Genomic DNA, 21,529 nt, shown 5'->3' with positions numbered 1-21,529 from the left:
GGGTCAGGCTGCAGCGCTGGCCACGCGCAGCTCGCGCCGCAGCACCTTGCCGACGTTGCTCTTGGGCAGCTCGTCGCGGAACTCGATGAACTTCGGCCGCTTGTAGCCGGTGAAGTTCTCGCGGCAGTAGGCGGCGATGTCGTCCTCGTCCAGCGCCGGATCCTTGCGGATCACGAACAGCTTGACCGCCTCGCCGGACTTTTCGTCCGGCACGCCCACCGCGGCGCACTCCAGCACGCCCGGGTGCAGGTTCACCACTTGCTCGATCTCGTTCGGGTACACATTGAAGCCCGAGACCAGGATCATGTCCTTCTTGCGGTCGACGATCTTCACATAGCCGCGCTCGTCCATGATGCCCACGTCGCCGCTCTTGAAGTAGCCGTCGGGGGTCATGACCTTGGCGGTTTCGTCCGGCCGGTTCCAGTAGCCGGCCATCACCTGCGGGCCGCGGATGCAGATCTCGCCCGGTTCGCCAGCCGGCATGTCTCGGCCGTCGTCGTCGCGGATCGCGATCTCGGTCGACGGGATGGGCACGCCGATGTTGCCGCTGAACTCGCGCACGTCCAGCCGGTTGCTGGTCGCAACAGGTGAGGTCTCCGACAGGCCGTAGCCCTCGACCACCGGGCAGCCGGTGATTTTCAGCCACTTCTCGGCCGTGGCCTGCTGCACCGCCATGCCGCCGCCGTTGGAGACCACCAGTTCGGAGAAGTCCAGCCGCGCGAAGGCCGGGTCGTTGGCCAGCGCGTTGAACAGCGTGTTGACGGCCGGGAACATGTTGACCTTGTGCTTGGACAAGGTGTTGATCAGGCCCGGCAGGTCACGCGGGTTGGGGATCAGCAGGTTCAGCATGCCCAGCCGCGCGCCCATCATGTAGCAGATGGTCAGTGCATAGATGTGATACAGCGGCAGCGCGCAGACGACGGTCAGCTGCTTGTCGCCGACCTTGTCGAGCATCGGCTTGAACCAGGCCTCGGACTGCAGGATGTTGGCCACCACGTTGCGGTGCAGCAGCGTCGCGCCCTTGGACACGCCGGTGGTGCCGCCGGTGTACTGCAGGAAGGCTACGTCGTCCGGTGTCAGCGTCACCGGCTTGAAGCTCAGGCTGCCGCCTTCGGCCAGCGCCTTGTTGAAGCGGGTCACGCTGCGGCCGCCGTCCAGCGGCAGACGGAACTCGGGCACCATCTTCTTCAGGTGGCGCACCGCGAAGTTCACCACCGTGCCTTTGACCAGGCCCAGTTGGTCGCCCATTGCGCACAGCAGCACATGTTTGAGGGAGGTTTGCGCGATGACTTCGGCCAGCGTGTGCGCGAAGTTCTCCAGCACGATGATGGCCTGCGCATCCGAGTCCTTCAGCTGGTGCACCAGCTCGCGGGCCGTGTAGAGCGGATTGACGTTCACCACCACGCAACCCGCCCGCAGGATCGCGCCCATCACCACCATGTACTGCGGCAGGTTGGGCATCATCACCGCGACGCGGTCGCCCTTGCGCAAGCCCTTGGCCTGCAGCCACGCGGCGAGGTCGCGTGAGCGCTCGTCCACCTGGCCAAACGTCATGCGGGCACCCATGCAGTCGCAGGCATCGCGCTTGGCGTGCCGGCGCCAGGCTTCTTCCAGCAAGGCCACCAGCGAGGCGTAGCCATCGGTGCGCACGGTGGCTGGCACCGAGGGCGGGTAATGCTGCAGCCAGGGGGCAGGGGGGAACGCGGCAGTCGACACGGCAAGTCCTGGGATCAAGGGCCCGAAGGCGGTTGAAGAAGAAGCGAGGGCATGCTGCCTCAGCGTGGGGTATCGCGCTACCGTAGTACTCCTGTCGCTAGCGAGACAGCACAGACCCTTGCCTGGGGAAGCTCAGGGTTTGTCATGAAGCAGGCTGGCTCGCAGGGTCCTGGATTTGGCCGGCCTGGCCCGCCACACTGCCCGCCATGCAGAGAAGAACCTGGTTGAAATTGGGCGGGACGGCCGGCGTACTGCTGGCCTTGGCCGGCGCTGGCGCCGCCTTGTGGACGCCGGGTTGGCGCGACGACAAGCTCAGCCCACCGGCGCGCGCCTTGTTCGGCGCCGTGGCCGGTGTGGTGCTGGACGGCAGCCTGCCGGATGCGCCCGCACCGCGCGCCGCGGCGCTGCAGGCCCAGCTCGAACGCCTCGAAGCTTCGCTGCGCGGCCTCGCGCCGGCCACGCGCGAGCAGCTTTCGCAGTTGCTGGCCGTGCTGTGCACAGCGCCAGGCCGGCTGGCCTTGACGGGGCTCTCGGCCGACTGGTCGCAGGCCACGCCGGCCCAGGTCGCCAGCTCGCTGCAGTCGCTGCGCACCTCGCCGAACACCACGCGCCAGCAGGTCTATCACGGGCTGCGCGACCTCACCAATGCCGCCTATTTCGCCGACCCCGGCACCTGGGCTGCAATCGGCTATCCGGGGCCGCAAGCGGTATGAGCCTGTTGAGTCGTTCGAGCGCGCCGCGTGCGGCGATTCCCTTGGCTGCGGCGGCCGCCACCCCCAGCATTCCTGACCCGATCCGCGCCGGCCTGGCTGCGGGTTGGAAAGTCAAAGGCGGGCCGCATGGCGAACTGCCGGCCACCTTGAGCTGCGACGTGGCCATCGTCGGCAGCGGCGCCGGCGCCGGCATCACCGCCGAGCTGCTCACGCGGGCCGGGCTGCAGGTCGTGATCGTCGAAGAAGGCCCGCTGCGCTCCAGCAGCGACTTCCGCCAGATCGAGGCCGAGGCCTATCCCGCGCTGTACCAGGAAAGCGCTGCGCGCAAGACGGTGGACCAGGCCATCACCATCCTGCAGGGCCGCTGCGTGGGCGGCTCCACCACCGTCAACTGGACCACCTCGTTCCGCACGCCGCCGGACACGCTGGCGCACTGGCGCAGCCACTTCGGCCTGAAGGACTTCACCGAAGCCGGCATGGCGCCGTGGTTCGAGCAGGCCGAGCAGCGGCTGTCCATCGCGCCCTGGCTGACCTCGCCCAACGAGAACAACGACCTGCTGCGCCGCGGCGCCGAAAGCCTGGGGCTGCAGAACGGCAGCATCCGGCGCAATGTCAAAGGCTGCTGGAACCTTGGCTCCTGCGGCATGGGCTGCCCGACGAATGCCAAGCAGTCGATGCTGGTGACCACGCTGCCCGCCGCACTGGCCGGCGGCGCCTCGCTGCTGGTGCAAACGCGCGTGGAGCGGCTTGAGCTGCAGGGCAACAGGGTGCAGGCGCTGCAATGCGTGCCGGTGCAGCTGGACGGCAGCGTGGCCACGGGCGGTAGCACGCGCATCGTCGCAAAACACGTGGTTGTCGCCGGCGGCGCGATCAACTCGCCAGGCCTGCTGCTGCGCTCGAAGGCACCGGACCCGCACCAACGCCTGGGCTTGCGCACCTTCCTGCACCCGGTGGTGATCTCGGCCGCGCTGATGCCCCAGCCGGTCGAAGCCTGGCGTGGCGCGCCGCAAAGCATCTACAGCGACCATTTCCTGCACGCCGCGGCGGCCGACGGGCCGATGGGCTACAAGCTCGAAGTGCCGCCGCTGCATCCGGTGATCTTCTCGTCCTCGCTGATCGGCTTCGGCCGCGAGCAGGCCGAGTCGCTGCGCCAGTTCCCGAACACGCACTCGCTGCTGGCGCTGTTGCGCGACGGCTTCCATGAACAGTCACCCGGTGGCCAGGTGCGGCTGCGCAGCGACGGCAGTCCCGAGCTGGACTATCCGCTGACACCTTTCGTGATGGAAGGCGCCCGGCGCGCGCTGCTGAGCATGGCCGAGATCCAGTTCGCCGCCGGTGCCACGCAGGTGCTGCCGGTGCATGAGCTGGCCCGGCCGGCGGGCCGATGGTCCGAGGCGAGGGCGATGATCGAAACCCTGCCGATGCAGCCGCTGCTGACCCGCGTGGTCAGCGCCCACGTGATGGGTGGCTGCGGCATGGCCGGCGATGAAACCCTGGGCGTGGTGCGGCCGGACGGCCAGCACTGGCAGATCGAGAACCTTTCGGTGCACGACGGGTCTCTCTTTCCGACCAGCATCGGCGCCAACCCGCAGCTCTCGGTGTATGGTCTGGCGAACCGGCTTGCCACCGGGCTGGCGCAGCGCCTCGGTGCGAAGCCGGTCAGCCTGGTCTGAGCCGGGGTGGCCGGCGGCAGCCCGGCAGCAAACCGGGAACAACCTCTGATGACACGACAAGGAGCCGACCGATGGTGGCGCGCTGGCAGCGTTTCCTGACGCTGCTGGGCTTTGCGCTGGTGCTGGGTGGCACGGGCTGGTTGCTGGCCCAAGGCCATGCCGGCTGGGCCGCGGCGCTGCTAACGCTGGGCTTGTGCGGTCACGCGGCCTGGCTAGGTTTCACCTGCGCACTGGCGGCATGGCAGAACCGGCGGGACGCGGCGGCCACCGTTCCAGCCGCGAGCGCGGCGCAATGGCTGGCCGCCTGGTGGGCCGAGGTGTGCACCGCGCCGCAGGTCTTCTGCTGGCGCCAGCCCTTCCGCAGCCAAGTCGAGCCGGACGTGCTGCCCACCGACGCGCGCGCTCAGGGCCGCGTCGGCGTGGTGCTGGTGCATGGTTTCCTGTGCAACCGCGGCTTCTGGAACCCCTGGCTCCGCCGTCTGCGTGCGCTGGGTGTGCCGTGTGTTGCCGTGTCGCTGGAGCCGGTGTTCGGCTCGATCGACGACTACGTGCCGACGCTGGAAGCGGCGGTGCGCCGGCTCAGCCAGTTGACCGGCCGGCCGCCGCTGCTGGTTGGCCACAGCATGGGCGGGCTGGCGATCCGGGCCTGGCTGCGTGCCAACCAGGCCGCGGGCGGCAGTGATGCAAGCGTGCACGGCGTGGTGACCATCGGCTCACCGCACCACGGCACCTGGTTGGCAGGCTTTTCGCGGCGGGCCAATGGCGAACAGATGCGCCAGCACAGCGTCTGGCTCAGCGCGCTGGCGGCCAGTGAATCGGCCTCAAGACAGGCCTTGTTCGTGTGCCTGTTCAGCCACTGCGACAACATCGTGTTCCCCGCCAGCAGCGCGGTGCTGCCGGGCGCCCGGGCCGTCCTGCACGTCCCAGGCGCAGCCCATGTGGACCTGATGCAGCGGCCCGAGAGCTTTGCCGCGGTGTGCCATGCGCTGGGGCTCGCGCCGCCTGAGCTTGGCGTTATGCTGGCTGCCGGCTGACGCTGTCCGCCGGCTCAGCAGACCGGCCGGGCCCAGCCACAGCGGCAGCATCTGCAGCCACAGCAGCGCCCGGGCGTCGGCTTCTGCCATCGGCTCGTCAACCTGGGCCTGCCAGCTGAGCAGCCAGAGTGCCCAGGCCAGCAGCACTGCACCGCCTTGCAGCCCGCCCGCCCAGGCCCGCGCCCAGCCGGGGTGCACGTGCTGCGCCAGGCATTGCCGGCAGGCGGCGGTGGCCAGCCAGGCGATGCTCAGGTGCAGCAGCGCGGCGACCAGGGCCATCGGCAGGCCATGGCCCCGCAGCGAAGCCAGCGGATCCAGTGCCGGCAGCGCCGCCAACCCGCAGGCAACCGCCAGAGACAAGGCCGTGAACAGCAGCAACGCGCTGCGGCGGGAGACGGAAGATGACATGGGTGAAAGGCTTGCTCGGCAGCAGGCGCGAAACGGCAGGCGCGAAGTGTCGGCCCGTATGCAAGGGCCACGCCATCGCTCCCTTGGGGGATGGGAACCAGGCAACCCCTTTTGGCCACTGCCGCCTCGCCAGCGACAGCAAAGTCAGGCGTCCAGGTCCTGCAGCAAGCCCAGCGTGGGCGCGGGCGCCATGTTCAGCAGCGCGGCAATGTCGCGCACGTCGTCCGGCACGGCCGGGTTGTCCCAGCCGCGGCTGGTGTGGCGTGCCAGGCGGATCGCCAGCAGCACGTTGCGCACCTGCGAGGCTTCCTCGTGCCGGTCGTCGGTGATGTTGACCAGCAGCTCGGGCAGGTGCCAGGCCAGCATCAGCGCATGCTGCAACTCGGCCAGCGTGATGCCGAGCAACTGGCGCTGCACCGTGGCGCTGCGCAGCGTCGGGTCGGCCTGCTGGCGCAACTGCATCTCCAGCGCCAGCGCGGGCGCGTACAGCCACAGCAGCATGTCGGCGAAGTCGTGCAGCAACGCGGCTTCGTGGATCACGCCGGCGTCGTGGTCCTGGCGGTGCACTGCAAATGCCAGTGCAAAGCGGCCGGCGCGTTCGGCGCGGCTGATCACGGCCATCAGCCCGTGCAGCGCTTCGGGCTGGCCGGCCAGTTGGTGCTCCACCGTGGGCTGCGGGCCGAAGCCGGCAAAAAACGGCGTGATGCCCATCAGCACCACGGCTTCGCAAATCGTCTCGGCGTCGGTGGTGCGGCGCTGCCGGTGCAATTCGGCCGTGCGGGCCAGCACCTTCAGCGTCATCAGCGGGTCCACGCCCACCGCTTCGGCCACCATGCGGGCGTCCACTTCGTCTTCCATCGGCCGCAGCTCTTCCAGTGCAGCCGCGGTGCGCGCCAGCACCGGCAGATCGGCGTGCTGGAACAGGCGCACCCAGCCGGCCAGGTCATGTGGGTGACCGGTGGCGGGCGGGGGTGCGGTGGGCATCTGGGACATGGCGGACGGCAAGGGGCTTCCCCCTGGCTATCGGCATTCAGCGGGCCGACTGAAGACAGCCCGTCACCACCCAGGGTTTTCCTGGCGGTGACGGCGCGTGCTCAGAGCCGCCCGACGTCGATGCGGCCGACGAATTCACCGTTGACGTACAGCGCACCTTCGGGTGCGCCGGCGTCGCTGTGCACGGCGTGGAACTCGATGGTCGGCAGCTCGCAGGCGGGGCCGACCGGGCGCGCCGTGCGCCCGGCGAGGCGGCGGGCGACAAGGCTCAGGCTGGCGCCCGAGCGGCGCAGCAGGCGGGCGAGCCAGCGGCGGGGCGCGGGCAAGAGATCAACAAGGGGCAGGGCGCCATGGGCGGGCGCGGCAATCAGGCGGCGGTGCATGGGAGGCTCCAGAAGGCCCCACGCATGCGCGCGTGGGACCAGGGTCGGGATTCAGGGGCTGTGTCTGTCGGGTGCGGCGAAATGCATCTCGCGTTGCACGTCGCGCTGTAGCGAGCGACGCTGCTGCTGGCGTTGCGCCTTACCGGAGGGCTGGTGTGAGCCGGCGCGGCGCTGGCGGGCCAGCGTGGCGAGGGGATTGCGGGGCTTTTGCGGGGTGAGGGTCAGCTTCATGAAAGTCTCCTTGGCGCATGCGGCGGCGCTGCCCGGGGTCTGGGCAGGCTGGCGGCAAGCGCAATGAACAAAGCAAAACGGCCCGGGGGACACACCACCCGGGCCGCTTCAGCGGAACGCGCCGATGAACGAAGTCAGCGGCGGCCGCGAGGGCGGATCGGGCAATGCACGGGCGACATCGGGGCCACGCCCACCAGGGCTGCCAAAGCAGCACGGGCGGCGCAGGTCCACAAGGTCAACAGCATTGGCATTCCAGTCAGGTGGCAGGGCCGGCAGGTGCGGGAGCCGCCCGGCATGGGAGCCGAGGCTCCGAACCAGGCGCCGTCACCCGCCGGGGCGGTGAGGGCTGGCGCTGGGGGCCGGCGGTGCTTTCCGGGGAAGGAAGCGGTGTCGCGGCTCAGCGCTGATCAACAACGTGCCGCGATGATAAACAACTGATTATCTTGCGCAAGTGATTTTTATCATTTGAGCAACGATTTCCGGCGAGCGCCGGCTGCGGCCGCTCAGCGCTTTTTCTTCAGCGGTGCCACGCCGGTCTGCAACTTCAGCCACAGCGCGTGCGGATCTTCCGGCGCGGGCGGCGGAGGTGGCGGTGGCCGGACGATGCCAGAGCCCGGCGCTGGCAGCGGCGCGCTGCGGGTTGCGGGCGCCGGGCTGGGCTCGGCAGCGGGCGCGGGCACCAGCACCTCGCCCAGCAAGTCCAGCAGCCGGGTGCGGGCGCGCTGCGGGTGGCGCCGGTAGTAGGTCAGCACCAGGCCGACGATGAAACGCTCGTCGTCGTCCTGGGGCAACGGGTGCTCCGCCGCTTCGTCGGCGTCGCCCAGGCCCAGCGCGGCGCGGCCGCCGGCATGCGGCTGGTCCATCCAGCCGGCCGGCTTCTGGCAGCACTGCTCGAACTGGCGGGCCAGCCGTTCGCCGATCTGGCGCGAGCGGCCCTTGATCTGGCTCCAGTAGCTGGGTTGGATTTGCAGACGTTCGGCGAAACGCCGCTCCAGGCCACGCAAGGTGGCGGCGTCGGCGTGTTTGACAGTGCTGCGGACAAATTCGTCGAACAGGACCAGCGCGTTGTCGAGGCGAATGGCGGCCACGTCGCGGGGAAACTCCATGGTCCCGATGATAAAGCCGCCTTGCCCTGCCCACGGCCGGCAGGGTCGGCCGCCGACGATGCTGCGTGCATCAAAATCGCCGCATGCACGCCACTTCTTCTCCCCGACCGAAGTTTGTGAACCGCTGGCACTTGACGCTGGCTTTGGGCTTGGCCGCCGCTGCGCCGCTCGCCGATGCGGCCGGCGCCGCGCCGGACAGCCGCACGCCGATCTACCTGCACCGCGCCGGTTTGGGCAATGTCGCGGGCCTGAAAAACGGCATCCTGGTGAGCGTGGAGGCCTGCCGGCTGGAGAAAAACCTGCCGCCGACCCCGGCACCGGCCAAGCTGCCGTCGGACGACTACCTCGCCAAGCTGATGGTCACCGAGACCGAGGAGTATTTCGACGGCGCCCGCCATGCCACCTACACCACCGTGAGCCGGGTCGCGGCCGATCCGGCCAGTGGCAGTTGCGCGCTGGCGCTGTTTGCCGAACGCCACGCCTGGGCCGGCGACGTGTGCGGCGAGGCGACCCTCGGTGGCTCCACGCCGCTCGGGGAGATGATCGATTACACCGCCCCGCAACCGTCCCGGCCGGAGCTGAGCACCGTGCTCGCCTCACGGGCCGACTGTGGCAAGAAGGCCGTTGCTGACGACCTTGCCGGCCTGCCGGCCGAAGATGCCGGCGGCGCCCGCTGTGTCTGGCAGAGCGACGTGCTGGCCAAGTCGCTGAAGGCCGCAGGCCTGGCCGCCAAGGGCCATGACAGCAAGAGCCGCGAGGCGGACTACTGCCTCTACGAGCGCCAGCCGCTCTACGTGCACAACGGCCACCACGAGCTTGTCGTGCTGAAAGGTTCCGCCTCGACCGAAGGCGATGTGCTGGACCAACTGCTGGGTGAGTCCAGCGCCTTCCTCAATGAGCGTCTGCTGACCATCACCGACGGCACGCCCATCCCCGCAGAGCGTTTCAGCGCAGCCGCGGTGCGCAGCTTCGTGTCGCAGCCCGGCAAGACATCGTTGGCCAAGCCTTGATGGATTGGCTGGAACTCAGTAAAGGTCGCGCTTGTAGCGGCCCTGCGCGGCCAGCTCGGCCAGTGCCGGCCCGCCCAGCAGTTGCTGCAGCGCCTGGTCCACGCCCTGGCCCAGGCCTGTGAGGCTGCCGCAGACGTAAATCCGCCCGCCTCGCGCCAGCCACTCCTGCACCCGCGCGCCTTCGGCCAGCAACTGCTGCTGTACGTGGCGAGGCGCGCTCGGTGCAGCGTCGCGCGAGAAGACGCGGTCCAGCCGCTGCAGCGTGCCGCCGCGCAGCCAGCGCGCCAGGTCCTGCTCGCAAGGCCTGTCGTGTGCGGCGTGGCGTTCGCCATAGATGAGCCAGCCAGGGCCCACCGCTTCGCCGCGCGCTGCCGCCTCGGCGCGTGCCGCCAGGTGGCCGCGCAAGCCGGCCAGGCCGCTGCCGCCGCCGATGAACAGCGCCGGTTGCGCCAGGTCTTCGGGCGCGGCGTGGAAGCGCGGGTGGGCGCGCAGTGTCAACGCGACGGGCGTGTCCAGCGGCGCCTGCTGGCACAGCCAGCCCGAAGCCAGGCCGGGTGTGCCGTCGGCCTGCGACTGCAGCCGCACCAGCAGCCGCAGCGTGGGCTCCGAAGGCAGCGAGGCGATGGAATAACTGCGTGGCGCCTGCAGCACGCCGGCCGCGTCCGGCACCTGCACCAGCGCCAGGTCGCCAGGCTGCCAGGCCGGCCTGTTCTGGCCCTCGGAGGGGGTGAGGTCCAGCTGGTACAGCGGCGCGCCGCTGCTGCCGGGGTTGACCCACTGGCGTGCGCTCAGCCGCCAGGCGCCGCTGGCCAGGGTCTGGTCGTCCAGTGCGGCATCGGCCTCGGCGCCGGCAGCGCCCAGCGGCGCAAGCTGGGCCCACCAGCGGGCCAGGTTCGCGGGGTCGTCACCGTCCAGTTCGATGCGCGGCGCCAGCGGTTGCGCGCCATGCGCATGGCACAGCGCTTCGACCTGCGCGCCAAAGGCGCAGAAGGCCTCGTAGCGCCGGTCGCCCAGGGCCAGCAGCATGAAAGGAGGCCATGGCTCGGACAGGTGGCCGTTGCGCCTTGCCTGTTCTTGCGCCACGCGCTTGAGGAAAGGCAGCGCCGGGTCCGGCGGGTCGCCTTCGCCGGTGGTGCTGACGATCCACAGCGCACGCCGCGTGTGGGCCAGCTCGGCAGGGTCCAGCTCGGCCAGGCTGAGCAGGCGCGCCGGCGTGCCGGCGGCCTGCAGGCGCGCGGCCGTCTGGGCGGCGAGGTGTTCGGCGCGGCCGGTCTGGCTGGCATGCAGCACCAGCACGTGGCCATCGTCCACCGGCGGCGCGGCATGGCGGCGATGGCGCCAGACGATGCCCGCGCACATCGCCGCGTAGGCCGCGACCAGCCCGGCCGCCGCCCACAGGCGGCTGGGTTCCAGCTCGGCGATCACGCCAGGAAGGCCCGCAGCGCCGGGCTGAGGTGCTCGCTGAAGCGGCCTTCCGCTTCACGGCTGATGAACAGCGCCGCCAGGCCCTGTGCCTCGGCGCAGGCCGGGCCGGCCTGCGGGCCGAGCACGGTCAGTGCGGTGGCCCAGGCGTCGGCCCACATCGCGTCGGTGTGCAGCACGCTGACCGAAGCCAAGCCGTGCGAAACCGGCTCGCCGCTGCGTGGATCGATGGTGTGCGAGCGCACTTGGCCGCCGGCCTGGTAGGCCCGGCGGTAGTCGCCGGAGGTGGCCACGCTGAGGCCGTGCAGCGCCAGCACGGTGCTGGGCAACTCGGCGCCTGGCGGGTGTTCCAGAGCGACCCACCAGGGCTGGCCATCGGGCTTGTGGCCCTCGCCGCGCAGCTCGCCGCCCAGTTCGACCAGGAAGCTTTCGATGCCGCGCTCGCGCAGCACCCTGGCCATCACGTCCACACCATGGCCTTTGGCAATCGCCGACAGGTCCAGCCGGCAGCCGCCGGGCTGGCGCATCGCGCACTGGCGGGTGTCCAGTTGAAGCGACTGCCAAGTGGACGCGACCGGCAGCGCTGCGGCCGGTGCGCTGAAGCCGGCCTCGTCATGCCGCCCGGCCGGGCCGAAGCCCCAGTGATCCACGGCCGGCGCGACGGTGGGATCGAACGCGCCGCCGCTGGCCTCGGCCACCTGCAGCGCAGCCTGCATCACCTGGAAAAAGTCCGGCGACAGGACCTGCCATTCACCGGCCCGCAAGCGGCCGAAGCGGCTCAGTTCGCTGTCGGTCTCCCAGGTGCTCATCTGCCGAACCAGCTCGTCCAGCGCGCTTTGCAGCGCATGCTGCACCACCGTGGGCTGCACCTGCCGCGGGCCGACCCAGTCGACCTGCCAGGTGGTGCCCATGCTGCGCCCGGCCAGGCGATGCACGGCCTGGCCCAGCACCAGCGGCGCGGGTTGCAGCGTGGGCGGGATCAGCACCCGCCGCGGTTCAGGGGCAGCAGAAGGCATCCCAGGATCAACGCGGCAGCACTTCCAGCGTGGCGGCGTAGCTCAGGCGGCGCGCCGGTGCGGCGGGCTTGGCAGCGTCAGCGGCCGGCGCGGCGGCAGGGCCGCCAGGGCCGCGACCGCCCTGGCTGATGCCCAGCCAGTAGCGGCCGGCATCGGTCCACTGGATGGCGAACTCGCCCTTGGCGTCGGTGCTGAAGTTCTGCTCGCCCATCTTGTAGCGGTAGCGGTTGCCGCCCTGCAGCAGGCTGACCGCGGCATTGGCATAGGGCTGGCCGTCGACCAGCACGCGGAAACGGCTGGTGTCGCCGGTGCTGATGTCCACCGGCGCGGTCAGCGGGATCAGCTCGATGCCTTTGCCCACCGGTGCAAACGGCGTGCTGCTGGGCGTGTTGCGGGCGACGAAGGTCTCGACGCGGCTGGCCATTTGGGTGACCTGCACATCGGTCGCGTCGGCCGGCTTTTCCTTGGCCCAGGCTTCCAGCGTGCCGCGGAAGCGCTTGGTCTCGCTGCCCAGCTTGTAGCTGGCCATCACGCTTTCGCTGACATTGGCCACGCGGTAGGTCCCGGGCTTGGGCAGCGTCAGGTCGAAGCTGCTGCGGTGGCGTGAAGCGGCGTTGATCTTGTCCTTCTCGACCGGCAGGTTGGCGCCGTCCGGCCCGGTGACGACCAGGCCGTCCAGCGGCAGGCCGCGGGCGTCGTATTCGAACAAGGCTTCGCTGGTCGCGGCGTCGAAGGACACCGCGCCGTCGCGGTTGTCCACCAGCGTTGCGGTCGGCGCGATCCACGGGTGATGCGCGTGGGCCAGTGGCGCCAGGACGGCCAGCAGCGCGGCGGTGAGCGCGGATCGGCGCAGGGAGCTTGTGAAGGTTTTCATCGAATGTCTCCTGACGGGCATCAAGGCTTGACGCTGAGGCTCACGGCGCCCAACTCGTGTTCGCCCTTGACGTTGCTGCTGTCGGCCATCTTCACCGGCCAGGCAAACGGCACCTTCACCACTTCGCGGCCACCGCCTTCGCGCGCCGCTTCGATCAGCAACTCGTACTGGCCCGGCGGCAGTTCGGCGAGGGCCTTGGCGTTGCCCAGGTTCAGCGTGTGCTCGCCTGGCGCGCGCGTCGCGCCGCTCACGCCGTCCACCGGCATCTCCAGCGTGCGGCCGCTGACGCGCCACCAGCTGCGCATGTCCTTGAGCCATTTGGTGCCGGCGTTGTCGCGCTTTTTCACGTCGTACCAGACGGCCAGGTTGCCGGCGAACTTCTGGTCGGCCGCGCTTTGCAGCCACACCGCCACATACGGCGTGTGGTACTCGGCCACGGTCAGGCGCGGCACTTCGACGCGCAGTTGCAGCTCGGCCGCCCAGGCCGGCGCGCTCAGCGCCACCGCGCTGCCAAGGGCCATCGAATATCGGAGTTGCATGCAGGTCACCTTGAGGTACAGGAATGATGTGGGCGTTGTCAGGAAACAGATCAGTGCATCAGCAGCAGCGCGACCAGCGCCGGCAGCAGCAGGCCGGCGCCCACCAGCGGCCAGGTCAGCGCGCGGTGGCGGGCATGGATCTGCAGGATCAACAGGCCGGTCAGCGCGAACAGGCAGCAGCCAATGGCCAGCAGGTCGATGAACCAGCGCCAGGCGGTGCCGGTGTGGCGGCCCTTGTGCAGGTCGTTGAAATACGCGAGCCAGCCGCGGTCGGTCACTTCGGCCTCGTAGCTGCCTTCATGGCGGTCGATGCGCAGCCAGGCGTCGCCGCCCGGGCGCGGCAGCGGCAGGTAGACCTCGTCGGGCGACCACTCGGCTTCGGTCTCCGCCGGCCAGCGCAGCGAGCTCTCGGCCATCAGCTTGTCGCGCACGGCTGGCGGCAGCGGCGCGTTGGCCTTGTCCTTGTTCGCGGCCGGGCTGTCGTCCAGCAGCTTCAAAAGGTCTGGCGTCAGCGTGCCGGTCTGGTTGTGCACGGCGGGCTTGGCCTCGATCTCGCCGGCGTGGTTCAGCGTGAAGCCGGTGATGGAAAAGCCCAGCAGCCCGATCAGGCAGATCGCCGAGCTGATCCAGTGCCACTGCAGCAGCGTGCGCAGCCAGGCATTGCGGTCCTTCTTCTTTGGCTCGTTCACCCTTCAGACCTCGGCCCAGCGGCGCAGGAGGTTGTGATAGTGGCCCGTGAGCGTGACGGTTTCCGGGCAGTCGCCAATGCGGCCGCGCAGCGACTGGATGGCCTGGTCCAGCTCGTAAAGCGCAGCGCGCTGCGCATCGTCGCGCACCAGGCTTTGCAGCCACAGGAAGGCGCACTGGCGCTCGCCGCCGGTGACCGGCTCGACGTGGTGCACGCTGGTCGACGGGTACAGCACCAGGTCGCCGGCCGGCAGTTTCACCAGGTGCTCGCCGTAGGTGTCGCGCACCACCAGGTCGCCGCCTTCGTAGCGCTCGGGCTCGGCGAGGAACAGCGTGGCCGAGATGTCGGTGCGCAAGGCCTTGCCGTCCGGCAGGTAGCGGATCGCGCCGTCCACATGGTCGCCGTAGTGTTCGCCGCCGCTGTAGCGGTTGAAAAACGGCGGCAGCACCTCGCGCGGCAGCGCGGCCGATAGGAACATCGGGTGGCGCAGCAGCGCGCGGGTGACGAACTGCGACAGCTCGGCGGCCAACGGCGACTTGTCGTCCAGCTGGCGGTTGCGCTTGACCTGCGCACCCTGCGGGCCGACGCTGGCCCGGCCGTCGATCCAGCTGCCGCCGTCCAGCCGTGCGTTCAGCGTGTGCAGTTCGTCGGGCGTCAGGACTTGCGGAATGTGCAACAACATGGGGCGGCGGGCTCAGCGAGGCTCGGGTTCGCTGACAAAGCCGATCTTGGTCAGGCCGACACGGCCGGCATCGGCCAGCGTCTCGGCCACGGTGCCGTAGGCGGCTTGGTGGTCGGCGCGCAGGTGGACCTCGGGCTGCGGCTGCTTGGCCGACTCGGCCTGGAAGCGCTCGGCGGCCTGGGCGCGGGTCACAACTTCGCCGTTCCAGTAGCGCACGCCCTTGGCGTCGATCGCGAAATCGATCTTGTCCGGGGGCACGTTGTTGACCTGGCTGCTGGCCTGCGGCAACTGCAGCTTGACGGCATGCGTGAGCAGCGGCGCGGTGACGATGAAGATCACCAGCAGTACCAGCATCACGTCGATCAGCGGCACCATGTTGATCTCGGCCAGCGGGGCCGACGAGCGCTGCTTGTCGAAGGAAGCAAAAGCCATCGTGCGGTCCTCAGGCCGAAGCGGGCGCTTGTGCCTGCTGCGGCACCGGCTTCAGCGGGCGCACGCTGGCGCCGCCAAGCTGCTGCTGGCCGGCGCCGGGCGCTTCGCCCATGGTCAGGAAGCTGTGCAGCTCGAAGGCAAAGGCGTCCAGCCGGCCAGCCAGCACGCGGTTGCTGCGCGTGAAGGCGTTGTAGGCCACCACGGCCGGGATGGCCACGGCCAGGCCGATGCCGGTCATCACCAGCGCTTCGCCCACCGGGCCGGCAACCTTGTCCAGCGTGCCGGCACCGCTCATGCCAATGGCCAGCAGCGCGTGGTACACACCCCAGACGGTGCCGAACAGGCCGACGAAGGGCGCAGTCGCGCCGACGGTGGCCAGCGTGGTCAGGCCGCTCTCGAAGCGGGTGGTTTCCTCGTCCAGCACCTTCTTGATGGTGCGGGTGACGAACTCGCTGGCGCTGCCAGCCTCGGCCAGGCGAGAGGCGCCATGGCGGGCGTGGTGGACCTGGGCATGCAGCGCGTGCGCGCTGAGGTGCGAAAACGGGTCGCGTGCGCCGTGGGTGCTGATCTCGTGGCGGACTTCGTCCAGCGTCGAGGCGTTCCAGAAGTGGTTCAGGAACTCGCTGCTGCGGCGCTGGCGCAGGAACTGTGCAACGCCTTTGCCGGCGATGATGGCCCACGAGGCGGCCGACATCAGGATCAGCAGCGCCAGCAAGGTCTTGCCGACGGCGTCGCTCTGGGCGAGGAAATGGGCCAGGCCCTGGGTGGTCGAGACGGTGTCCATGAGATCAGCGGTGCAAGGTCATTCGAGGTTGAATTCGATCGGGGCCAGCGTGGTCCATTCGATGGGCTGGCCCTGGTCCATGTAGGGCTTGAAGCGGGCCGAGCGCATGGCCCGTACCGCCGCTTCGTCCAGCCGCGCGTAGCCGGAGGACTGCTTGACGCTGACCTCGCGCGGCACGCCTTGCGCCGTCACGACGACCCGCAGCAGCACGGTGCCGGATTCGCCCAGCCGCTTCGAGGCCGCCGGGAAGCTGAGCTGTAGCGGCACCAGGTACTGCACCGCGCTGGAGGGGAGCAGCTTGGGTGCGGCTGGTGGCGCTGGCGCGGGGGCCGGCGCCGGGCTGGGCGGCGCGGCCACGGCGGCGACCGCGACCGGCGCCGGGTCAGCCGGCGGCGGCGGTGCGGTGAAGGTGGGTGCTTCGGCGCTGGGCGTGGGCGGCGCCACCAGCACAGGCCGTGGCGGCTGTAGCGGCAGTTTCTGCACGCGCGGTGGCGGCGGGGCCGGCGGCTTGGGCGTGGGGGCCGGTGGTGCGATCCATTGCACCGTCAGGACTTTGGGCTGGGGCGTGGCTTCCGGCGTTTCGCCCTGGGCCTGCAACAAGGCCCAGACGATGCCGGCGTGCAGCGCCAGCACGCCCAGGCTCAGCAGTTGCCGGCTGCGCCCGCCCAGGTCTTCGCGCTCAATGAACCGGAAGCCACCCGGGGCGCGCTGCGCCTGCGGCGCGGCAGCGGCGCCCGAAGGCACGGGCAGGGCAGGAACGGGCAACGGGCGCATGGTGGCAACAAACGGGGCGGGCTGGGCGAGCCGGAGCGGCGGTCAAACACGCGCTGGCCGCAAGGGCCGCCAGCGCCAACTGGCGGGGTGCCACGTTGCTGCATTGCAGTGACGTCATGTTACTGCAAATGCGAATGATTCGCAAAGTGAACCGCATGGATTGCCCATGGGTTTGATGCCGCGCAAAGGCGCGGCGTCTCGGCGTCAACCCTGTCGTGCGTCAGCCCTCGTCGTGCCGCTGCCATTCCTTGGCCATCTGCAGCTGCACGTTTGGCGGTGCGGCTTCGTGGTGGGACAGCGCCAGCGTGTAGCGCCCCTGGCCACCGGTCAGGGCGTTGAGCCGGCTCTGGTAGCCCTGTAGTTCGGCAGCGGGTGCCAGCGCGCGCACCTCGCTCCAGCCGCCGGCCAGCTGGTCGGTGCCGGTGACCTGGCCGCGGCGGGACGCGAGGTCGCCGGTCAGGTCGCCCAGCGAGCCGGTGGGCAGCTGCAGCGCCAGCGAGACGATGGGTTCCAGCAGCAGTGGCCGCGCCTCCTGCAGCGCCAGCCAGGTGGCCTTGCGCGCGGCGGTGGTGAAGGCGATGTCCTTGGAGTCCACGCTGTGGTGCTTGCCGTCGAACACGGTGACTTGCAGGTCCACGACGGGGAAGCCGGCCACCACGCCCGCGGCCAGCGCCTCGTGCACCCCTTTCTCGACCGCCGGCATGAAGCTGCCGGGAATCGCGCCGCCCTTGACCTCATCGACAAAGCGCTGGCCCTCGCCACGCGCCAGCGGCGCCACCCGCAGGTGCACCTCGCCGAACTGGCCGGCACCGCCGCTCTGCTTCTTGTGCCGATACTGGCCCACCGCCTGGCCGGTGATGGTCTCGCGGTAGGCGACCTTGGGCAGCCGGGTCTGCACCTCGCAGTGGTGCTGCTCGTGCAGCCGGTCCAGCAGCACTTTCAGGTGCAGTTCACCCAGCCCGAAGACCACGGTTTCGTGCGTGGCCGCCACGTGTTCCAGCCGCAGGCAAGGGTCTTCGTCGACCAGCTTCTGCAGCAGCTCCCACAGGCGCTGTTCGTCGCCATGGCGCTGCGGCGAGATCGCCAGGCCGTGCACCGGCGTCGGGAAACTCAACGGTGCGAGGTGCATGCGGCCATCGTCCGGACTGTCGTGCAGCACGGCGTCGAAATGCAGCGCATCGACCTTGGCGATCGCGGCGATGTCACCGGGCACGGCTTCGTCGATGGGCAGATGCTCCTTGCCTTGCAGCCGGAACAGGTGGCCGACCTTGAACGGCTTGCGCGCGTCGCCAATCAGCAGCTGCATGTCGCGCTTGAGCGTGCCCTGGTGCACGCGCAGCACACCGAGCTTGCCCACGTACGGGTCCTGCAGCACCTTGAACACATGGGCCAGCACCGGCAGCGCCGGGTCGGCCGTGGCCTGCACCGGCTGCGCCTCTTCGCCTTCGCCGCGCAGGAAGGCTGGCGGGTTGCTTTCGGTCGGGTCGGGCAGCAGCCTCACGATCACGTCCAGCAGTTCCTTCACGCCCGCACCCGTGCGTGCCGAAACGAAGCAGACGGGAATCAGGTGCCCCTGGCGCAGCGCTTCTTCCAGCGGCGCATGCAGCTCGCTGGCGTCCAGGTCGCCCTCGTTCAGGTAGCGCTCGACAAAGGCGGCGTCCACCTCCACCACCTGTTCCACCAGCGCGCGGTGCGCATCGGCCACCGAAGAAAAGTCGGCCGAGCCCTGGCGCTGGAAGAAGCAGTCCACCACGCGCGCGGCGCCGGCCGAAGGCAGGTTCAGCGGCAGGCATTCGCGGCCGAAAGCGGCCTGCAGCTGGGCCAGCACGCCGGGCAGGTCCACGCCGGGCGCGTCGATCTTGTTGACGATCAGGATGCGGTCGCGGCCCCGTTCGGCGGCCTGCGCCATCAGCCGCAGCGCCATCGGCTCCAGGCCGGCGGCGGCATTGATCACGATGGCGGCGGTGTCCACCGCTTCGAGGGCCGGCAGCGACTGGCCCAGCGCGTCCGGCGTGCCGGGCGTGTCCAGCAGGTGCACGCGGGTGCCCTCGTGCGCGAAGTGCATCACCGCGCTGTTGAGCGAGTGCTGCAGCCGTTTCTCCAGCGGATCGAAGTCGCTGACGGTGCTGCCGCGCTCCAGGCTGCCGGGCGCGCCCAGCATGCCGGCGCGGTGCAGCAGCGCCTCGGCGAGCAAGGTCTTGCCGGCAGCGGCCGGGCCCATCAACGCCAGGCTGCGGATCGCGTGCATGGCATCGCGGGCCGCAGCGCCCCGTGCTGACAGGCCGGCTGTTGCCGGCGATGCTGGGCTTGACATGGGGCGCTCCTTTCGGGTTGCGCGTCCACGGTACGCCTGGCCCTGGTGCAAAGCAAGAGGCCATGAAAGCCACATGGCGACAACGAAAAAGGCCCCGGTTTTCACCGAGGCCTTCACGTTCGAAACAGCGCCGCAACCGACGCGTCAGTCGCCTGACTCGTGGCGCGCAACGTGCATCAGAACTGCACGCTGGCCGTCAGCGAGGCGGAGCGCGGCGCGCCCAGGCGCATCCGGGCGCCGCTGTTGTTCAAGGTGCTGATGTAGTCCTTGTCGAACAGGTTGCCGATGTTCAGTTGCAGGTTCACGTTCTTGTTGAGCTTCCATGCGGCCATCAGGTCGACCACGGTGTACGACGGGATCTCGGGCACGTTGTCAGGCGTGGTGCTGACGCTGTTCTTCGAGATCGCGCGCTTCTGGTCCGACACGTAGCGCACACCACCGCCCAGCGTGAATGCGTTCAGCGTGTAAGAGGTCCACAGCGTGGCGGTCAGGTCGGGCGACCAGCGAACGCCCGTCGTCGTGGTGACGGAGTTGTCGGTACTCGACACGCTGGTCTGGCTCAGCTGCTCGGTCTTCATCTTCGCGATGCCGGCGGTGATCTGCCAGAAGTTGGTGAGCTGGCCAACGGCGGCCAGCTCCAGGCCGGTGACGCGGGTCTTGCCTTCCTGGCGGAAGATCGTCGGGTCCACCGTGTCCTGCGTGACCTGCTTGCTGTTTTCCGAGCGGTACAGCGCGGCCGACAGGTTCAGGCGTTTGTCGAGCAGGTCCCACTTGGTGCCCAGCTCCATGTTGGTGGTCTCCTGCGGGTCCATTGCCGAGTTGGCCGCGTTGGTGACCGTGGCTGACAGCGAGAAGTTGGCGCTGCCAGGAGGCGTCAGCGAGTTCGAGTAGGCCGCGTATACCGTGCCATTGGCCGTGGGCTTGTAGACCGCGCCCAGATTCCAGCTCAGCAGATTGCCGGCATCGCGCAGGTCGGCCACGTCGATGCCACCCACCGCGTAGCCCGGATGGCTGCTGAGGTTGGTGCTGGTCACGATGGTGCCGGCCTTGGTCGTGATGCGGTAGCGCTCGAAGCGCAGCCCGGCATTGAGCTTCCACTGGTCGTTCAGCGTCAGTGTGTCGAAGGCGTAGGCTGCGGCGGTCAGCGTCGTGCCTTCGGTGTCTGCGCCCGTCAGGTAGGGAGTGCCCAGCACGTCATTGGCGTTCGGGTCGTACAGGTTGGCGGCGGGGATCGCGATGGCCGTGTAGTTCACGCCCTTGATGGTCTGCGCGGTGGTGCCGGTGCCCAGCGTCAGCTGGCGCTCGTGCATCAGTTCCAGGCCGCCCGTCAGGTCATGCTTCAGGCCGCCGGTGAGGAAGCTGGTCGTCACGCTGGTCTGGTTGGCAATGATCTCGTTGGTCTGGTCGGTGCGCTGGCGCGAGCGGCCCACGGTCCACTGCGAAGGGTCCTTGATCGGTGTGGTGATGTCGCCGACATCCGAGCCGTTGATCGTGGAGGCGATGCCGGTCATCACCCGGTCCATGTGGGTCCGGCCGAAGCGGAAGGTGCTGCGCAGCGTGGTGGTCGGCGTCAGGTCGTGCTCGAAGCGGGTCGTGACCATGTCGGCCTTGACCTTCTCGTGGTCGTCCTTGCTGCCGTAGTAGTTCTCGGGGCGCACGCGCTCGCCGGCGGTGATTGCGGCGGCCTGGTCGGTCGTGGTGGCCGAAGTGCCGGAGGTCGTCACAGCGCGGTAATAGCCATCCATGCCGATGGTCGGGACGCCGCCGTCGGGCGTGTTGTCCTGGCGGATGTGCTGCGAATACAGGAAGACGCGGGTGGGCGTGTTCAGGCCGAAGGCGATGGACGGGGCCACGCCGTAGCCCTTGTTCTCGACCTCGTCGCGGCCGTCCACGCCGCTCTTCTGCGCCATCAGGTTCAGGCGGATGGCGGTGTTGTCGCCAATGGCCTGGTTCAGGTCGGCGGTCGCGCGTTTCTTGCTCGCGGTGCCCAGCGTCAGCGAGCCTTGGCGCGAGTCGTCCAGGCTGGGCAGCTTGGAGATCAGGTTGATGTAGCCGCCGCTGGCGCCGCGGCCGATGTCGGCGCCCGCCGGGCCTTTGACGATCTCGACCTGCTCCAGGTTGAAGGTGTCGCGCGTCACGGCGCCCAGGTCACGGATGCCGTCGACGAAGGTCGAGTTCTGCGCCGAGAAGCCACGCAGCTGGAAGGCGTCACCAGCCGAGGTGTTGCCGTTTTCACCCAGCTGCATCGTGATGCCCGGGGTATTGCGCAGTGCGTCCATCAGCGTGGTCGCACCCTGCTCCTGCAGCGTTTCCTTCTTGATGATGGTGATCGTCTTGGGCGTGTCGACCAGCGGCTGGGTGATCTTGGACGAGGCGCTGGTGTCGGCCTTGAACGGCACTTCCCGCTGGGCCTTGACGCTGACGGTGGGCAGCGCGCCGTCGGTGGGCTGCGGGGTGGCGGGCGCGGTCTGGGCCAGCACGGCCATCGGAACAGCGCTCAGCAGGGCGACGGCGTTGACGCCTGCATGGCGGCGGCTGCGGATGTATTGCGACATGGGAGACAGGTGAGTTGGGTAATGCGAATCGGGGTTGCGGCGCGCGCACGTCCAACCGGCCAGGCTTGTGTGAAGCCTGGCGGGCGGTCGAGCGCTTGCGAACCCTCCCGGTCTGTTGCCGACCCCGATTGCCACTGGCGGCTGCGGCGGCTTTCGCCCAGGCAAATCGGTTAAGGAAAGTA

20 protein-coding genes are annotated in these 21,529 nt (G+C 69.5%); 4 read left to right on the top strand and 16 right to left on the bottom strand.

The genetic code is table 11. From position 1 onward, the window contains the following. Positions 1-3 precede the first annotated feature (3 nt). Positions 4-1,716: a long-chain-fatty-acid--CoA ligase gene (locus ACAH41_RS20390; protein ID WP_325653183.1), complete on the bottom strand. Its 1,713-nt coding sequence runs from the start codon at positions 1,714-1,716 to the stop codon at positions 4-6. Positions 1,717-1,922: 206 nt separating this feature from the next. On the opposite strand from ACAH41_RS20390, the gene ACAH41_RS20385 reads away from it, so the two are divergent. The 3 genes from ACAH41_RS20385 (at position 1,923) to ACAH41_RS20375 (ending at position 5,136) form a co-directional block, all read left to right on the top strand. Further along, positions 1,923-2,429 (top strand): hypothetical protein, encoded by a 507-nt coding sequence (locus ACAH41_RS20385; protein ID WP_325653181.1) that lies wholly within the window; start codon positions 1,923-1,925, stop codon positions 2,427-2,429. Beyond that, the gene (locus tag ACAH41_RS20380) at positions 2,426-4,102 is read left to right on the top strand and encodes a GMC family oxidoreductase N-terminal domain-containing protein (protein WP_370538442.1); all 1,677 of its coding nucleotides are present in this window, start codon (positions 2,426-2,428) and stop codon (positions 4,100-4,102) included. Before ACAH41_RS20385 ends, ACAH41_RS20380 begins: the two co-directional genes overlap by 4 nt. 71 nt (positions 4,103-4,173) lie before the next feature. After that, positions 4,174-5,136 carry an alpha/beta fold hydrolase gene (locus ACAH41_RS20375; RefSeq protein ID WP_325653179.1) on the top strand — a complete coding sequence of 321 codons (963 nt, stop codon included), beginning with the start codon at positions 4,174-4,176 and terminating at the stop codon, positions 5,134-5,136. Positions 5,137-5,688: 552 nt separating this feature from the next. Here the strand turns inward: ACAH41_RS20375 and ACAH41_RS20370 are convergent. From ACAH41_RS20370 to ACAH41_RS20355, 4 genes are all read right to left on the bottom strand, one after another. Further along, on the bottom strand, positions 5,689-6,537 hold the full coding sequence (locus tag ACAH41_RS20370; protein ID WP_325653177.1) for an HDOD domain-containing protein: 849 nt from the start codon (positions 6,535-6,537) through the stop codon (positions 5,689-5,691). A 101-nt stretch (positions 6,538-6,638) separates the two neighbouring features. Continuing rightward, complete coding sequence (locus tag ACAH41_RS20365; RefSeq protein ID WP_325653175.1) at positions 6,639-6,920, bottom strand: hypothetical protein; 282 nt, start codon at positions 6,918-6,920, stop codon at positions 6,639-6,641. Positions 6,921-6,971: 51 nt separating this feature from the next. Then, entirely contained in the window at positions 6,972-7,151 is a 180-nt protein-coding gene (locus tag ACAH41_RS20360; protein ID WP_325653173.1) for a hypothetical protein, read from the bottom strand. A gap of 503 nt (positions 7,152-7,654) precedes the next feature. Next, positions 7,655-8,257 (bottom strand): hypothetical protein, encoded by a 603-nt coding sequence (locus ACAH41_RS20355; RefSeq protein WP_325653172.1) that lies wholly within the window; start codon positions 8,255-8,257, stop codon positions 7,655-7,657. Positions 8,258-8,340: 83 nt separating this feature from the next. On the opposite strand from ACAH41_RS20355, the gene ACAH41_RS20350 reads away from it, so the two are divergent. Next, positions 8,341-9,267, top strand: coding sequence for a hypothetical protein (locus ACAH41_RS20350; RefSeq protein ID WP_325653171.1), 927 nt, complete (start codon positions 8,341-8,343; stop codon positions 9,265-9,267). A gap of 15 nt (positions 9,268-9,282) precedes the next feature. On the opposite strand, the gene ACAH41_RS20345 is transcribed toward ACAH41_RS20350, so the two are convergent. From ACAH41_RS20345 to ACAH41_RS20295, 11 genes are all read right to left on the bottom strand, one after another. Continuing rightward, on the bottom strand, positions 9,283-10,692 hold the full coding sequence (locus tag ACAH41_RS20345; RefSeq protein ID WP_325653169.1) for an NADPH cytochrome P450 oxidoreductase family protein: 1,410 nt from the start codon (positions 10,690-10,692) through the stop codon (positions 9,283-9,285). Next, a complete protein-coding gene (locus ACAH41_RS20340; RefSeq protein ID WP_325653167.1) occupies positions 10,689-11,705 on the bottom strand; it encodes an FAD:protein FMN transferase in 1,017 nt (338 codons plus the stop codon). Before ACAH41_RS20340 ends, ACAH41_RS20345 begins: the two co-directional genes overlap by 4 nt. 7 nt (positions 11,706-11,712) lie before the next feature. Next, positions 11,713-12,579 carry a DUF4198 domain-containing protein gene (locus ACAH41_RS20335; RefSeq protein WP_325653165.1) on the bottom strand — a complete coding sequence of 289 codons (867 nt, stop codon included), beginning with the start codon at positions 12,577-12,579 and terminating at the stop codon, positions 11,713-11,715. A gap of 20 nt (positions 12,580-12,599) precedes the next feature. Beyond that, positions 12,600-13,118, bottom strand: coding sequence for a DUF2271 domain-containing protein (locus ACAH41_RS20330; RefSeq protein WP_325653163.1), 519 nt, complete (start codon positions 13,116-13,118; stop codon positions 12,600-12,602). A gap of 50 nt (positions 13,119-13,168) precedes the next feature. Next, positions 13,169-13,807 (bottom strand): PepSY-associated TM helix domain-containing protein, encoded by a 639-nt coding sequence (locus tag ACAH41_RS20325; protein ID WP_325653162.1) that lies wholly within the window; start codon positions 13,805-13,807, stop codon positions 13,169-13,171. Positions 13,808-13,810: 3 nt separating this feature from the next. Then, positions 13,811-14,488: a Fe2+-dependent dioxygenase gene (locus ACAH41_RS20320; RefSeq protein WP_325653160.1), complete on the bottom strand. Its 678-nt coding sequence runs from the start codon at positions 14,486-14,488 to the stop codon at positions 13,811-13,813. Positions 14,489-14,500: 12 nt separating this feature from the next. Next, positions 14,501-14,920 (bottom strand): biopolymer transporter ExbD, encoded by a 420-nt coding sequence (locus ACAH41_RS20315; RefSeq protein ID WP_325653158.1) that lies wholly within the window; start codon positions 14,918-14,920, stop codon positions 14,501-14,503. 10 nt (positions 14,921-14,930) lie between these two features. Beyond that, positions 14,931-15,704 carry a MotA/TolQ/ExbB proton channel family protein gene (locus ACAH41_RS20310; protein WP_325653156.1) on the bottom strand — a complete coding sequence of 258 codons (774 nt, stop codon included), beginning with the start codon at positions 15,702-15,704 and terminating at the stop codon, positions 14,931-14,933. 18 nt (positions 15,705-15,722) lie between these two features. Next, complete coding sequence (locus ACAH41_RS20305; protein ID WP_370538441.1) at positions 15,723-16,469, bottom strand: energy transducer TonB; 747 nt, start codon at positions 16,467-16,469, stop codon at positions 15,723-15,725. 229 nt (positions 16,470-16,698) lie between these two features. After that, positions 16,699-18,792 carry an elongation factor G gene (gene fusA, locus ACAH41_RS20300; protein ID WP_325653153.1) on the bottom strand — a complete coding sequence of 698 codons (2,094 nt, stop codon included), beginning with the start codon at positions 18,790-18,792 and terminating at the stop codon, positions 16,699-16,701. A 176-nt stretch (positions 18,793-18,968) separates the two neighbouring features. Next, the gene (locus ACAH41_RS20295) at positions 18,969-21,347 is read right to left on the bottom strand and encodes a catecholate siderophore receptor Fiu (RefSeq protein WP_325653152.1); all 2,379 of its coding nucleotides are present in this window, start codon (positions 21,345-21,347) and stop codon (positions 18,969-18,971) included. Between the last annotated feature and the right edge of the window lie 182 nt (positions 21,348-21,529).

Origin of the sequence: Ideonella sp. (assembly GCF_041287625.1) — a bacterium.
Lineage (GTDB): Bacteria > Pseudomonadota > Gammaproteobacteria > Burkholderiales > Burkholderiaceae_C > Ideonella.
The sequence above is the reverse complement of the archived record's forward strand: the minus strand, read 5'-3'. Positions and strand labels throughout refer to the sequence as shown.

Excerpts from the sequence above, each read along its gene's own strand:
- ACAH41_RS20355 (WP_325653172.1), bottom strand. The coding sequence starts at position 8,257 with ATGGAGTTTCCCCGCGACGTGGCCGCCATTCGCCTCGACAACGCGCTG.
- ACAH41_RS20315 (WP_325653158.1), bottom strand. The coding sequence starts at position 14,920 with ATGGCTTTTGCTTCCTTCGACAAGCAGCGCTCGTCGGCCCCGCTGGCC.
- ACAH41_RS20330 (WP_325653163.1), bottom strand. The coding sequence starts at position 13,118 with ATGCAACTCCGATATTCGATGGCCCTTGGCAGCGCGGTGGCGCTGAGC.
- ACAH41_RS20375 (WP_325653179.1), top strand. The coding sequence starts at position 4,174 with ATGGTGGCGCGCTGGCAGCGTTTCCTGACGCTGCTGGGCTTTGCGCTG.
- ACAH41_RS20335 (WP_325653165.1), bottom strand. The coding sequence starts at position 12,579 with ATGAAAACCTTCACAAGCTCCCTGCGCCGATCCGCGCTCACCGCCGCG.
- ACAH41_RS20365 (WP_325653175.1), bottom strand. The coding sequence starts at position 6,920 with ATGCACCGCCGCCTGATTGCCGCGCCCGCCCATGGCGCCCTGCCCCTT.
- ACAH41_RS20320 (WP_325653160.1), bottom strand. The coding sequence starts at position 14,488 with ATGTTGTTGCACATTCCGCAAGTCCTGACGCCCGACGAACTGCACACG.
- ACAH41_RS20350 (WP_325653171.1), top strand. The coding sequence starts at position 8,341 with ATGCACGCCACTTCTTCTCCCCGACCGAAGTTTGTGAACCGCTGGCAC.
- ACAH41_RS20295 (WP_325653152.1), bottom strand. The coding sequence starts at position 21,347 with ATGTCGCAATACATCCGCAGCCGCCGCCATGCAGGCGTCAACGCCGTC.
- ACAH41_RS20385 (WP_325653181.1), top strand. The coding sequence starts at position 1,923 with ATGCAGAGAAGAACCTGGTTGAAATTGGGCGGGACGGCCGGCGTACTG.
- ACAH41_RS20310 (WP_325653156.1), bottom strand. The coding sequence starts at position 15,704 with ATGGACACCGTCTCGACCACCCAGGGCCTGGCCCATTTCCTCGCCCAG.
- ACAH41_RS20380 (WP_370538442.1), top strand. The coding sequence starts at position 2,426 with ATGAGCCTGTTGAGTCGTTCGAGCGCGCCGCGTGCGGCGATTCCCTTG.
- ACAH41_RS20340 (WP_325653167.1), bottom strand. The coding sequence starts at position 11,705 with ATGCCTTCTGCTGCCCCTGAACCGCGGCGGGTGCTGATCCCGCCCACG.
- ACAH41_RS20370 (WP_325653177.1), bottom strand. The coding sequence starts at position 6,537 with ATGTCCCAGATGCCCACCGCACCCCCGCCCGCCACCGGTCACCCACAT.
- ACAH41_RS20360 (WP_325653173.1), bottom strand. The coding sequence starts at position 7,151 with ATGAAGCTGACCCTCACCCCGCAAAAGCCCCGCAATCCCCTCGCCACG.
- fusA (WP_325653153.1), bottom strand. The coding sequence starts at position 18,792 with ATGTCAAGCCCAGCATCGCCGGCAACAGCCGGCCTGTCAGCACGGGGC.